This window comes from Onishia niordana (genome assembly GCF_004798965.1).
GTDB lineage: Bacteria > Pseudomonadota > Gammaproteobacteria > Pseudomonadales > Halomonadaceae > Onishia > Onishia niordana.
In genome coordinates this window covers 1-1,979 of sequence record NZ_SDSD01000014.1, presented here as the reverse complement: position 1 = coordinate 1,979, position 1,979 = coordinate 1, and the positions used below count along the sequence as shown (strand labels likewise).

1 rRNA gene is annotated in these 1,979 nt (G+C 54.1%); it reads right to left on the bottom strand.

The features are described from left to right. Window positions 1-75: 75 nt before the first annotated feature. Window positions 76-1,616, bottom strand: a 16S ribosomal RNA gene (locus ETC27_RS16425). Between the last annotated feature and the right edge of the window lie 363 nt (window positions 1,617-1,979).

Below are 1,979 nucleotides of genomic sequence, written 5' to 3'. Positions count from 1 at the left end.
ACCCAAACAGTCTTATGCTCTGGCCGATCAGATAATTCATTGTGGACACTTGCCGAGAAGAGGCGAGTCGTCGATTAAGGAGGTGATCCAGCCGCAGGTTCCCCTACGGCTACCTTGTTACGACTTCACCCCAGTCATGAACCACACCGTGGTGATCGCTCCCCCGAAGGTTAAGCTAACCACTTCTGGTGCAGTCCACTCCCATGGTGTGACGGGCGGTGTGTACAAGGCCCGGGAACGTATTCACCGTGCCATTCTGATGCACGATTACTAGCGATTCCGACTTCACGGAGTCGAGTTGCAGACTCCGATCCGGACTGAGGCAGGCTTTCTGGGATTAGCTCCACGTCGCCGTCTTGCAACCCTTTGTACCTGCCATTGTAGCACGTGTGTAGCCCTACTCGTAAGGGCCATGATGACTTGACGTCATCCCCACCTTCCTCCGGTTTGTCACCGGCAGTCTCCTTAGAGTTCCCGACATTACTCGCTGGCAAATAAGGATAGGGGTTGCGCTCGTTACGGGACTTAACCCAACATTTCACAACACGAGCTGACGACAGCCATGCAGCACCTGTCTGTGCGCTCCCGAAGGCACCAAGGTATCTCTACCAAGTTCGCACGATGTCAAGAGTAGGTAAGGTTCTTCGCGTTGCATCGAATTAAACCACATGCTCCACCGCTTGTGCGGGCCCCCGTCAATTCATTTGAGTTTTAACCTTGCGGCCGTACTCCCCAGGCGGTCGACTTATTGCGTTAGCTGCGCCACTAAGAACTCAAGGCTCCCAACGGCTAGTCGACATCGTTTACGGCGTGGACTACCAGGGTATCTAATCCTGTTTGCTACCCACGCTTTCGCACCTCAGTGTCAGTGTCAGTCCAGAAGGCCGCCTTCGCCACTGGTATTCCTCCCGATCTCTACGCATTTCACCGCTACACCGGGAATTCTACCTTCCTCTCCTGCACTCTAGCCTAACAGTTCCGGATGCAGTTCCCAGGTTGAGCCCGGGGCTTTCACAACCGGCTTATCAAGCCACCTACGCGCGCTTTACGCCCAGTAATTCCGATTAACGCTTGCACCCTCCGTATTACCGCGGCTGCTGGCACGGAGTTAGCCGGTGCTTCTTCTGCGAGTGATGTCCTTCCTGGCAGGTATTAACCGCCAAGCCTTCTTCCTCGCTGAAAGTGCTTTACAACCCGAAAGCCTTCTTCACACACGCGGCATGGCTGGATCAGGCTTTCGCCCATTGTCCAATATTCCCCACTGCTGCCTCCCGTAGGAGTCTGGGCCGTGTCTCAGTCCCAGTGTGGCTGATCATCCTCTCAGACCAGCTACGGATCGTTGCCTTGGTGAGCCATTACCTCACCAACTAGCTAATCCGACATAGGCTCATCCGATAGCGCAAGGTCCGAAGATCCCCTGCTTTCCCCCGTAGGGCGTATGCGGTATTAGCTTGAGTTTCCCCAAGTTATCCCCCACTACCGGGCAGATTCCTATGCATTACTCACCCGTCCGCCGCTCGTCAGCATCTAGCAAGCTAGACCTGTTACCGCTCGACTTGCATGTGTTAGGCCTGCCGCCAGCGTTCAATCTGAGCCATGATCAAACTCTTCAGTTTAAAATCATACGGTCTTGCCTTCCCGAAGGAAGAAGTAGACCAAACTTGGCTCAAGGTTCAAACGTCTCAAAAAATCAGCCGATATGGCTTCTTTTGACGAGTCGCTTGCCTTGAAGTATCGGTGACTGATCACCCCTTCATCGACAAGCGCCCACATGAATTATCTGATCGATTGTTAAAGAGCTCTCACATTTGCCTGGCCGTTTGGCCGGCGCCCTGCGAGGAAGGCGTATTCTACTGAATCGGCGGTAAATGTCAACCCTTGCTGTTAGCGCTTGCCGTTGATGACCGGGCAAACCAGCGGCGAGTTGAACGCCGATCGAGTGGAGGCGCATTTTACCGTTTCCGGCTGTTTTGTCAATG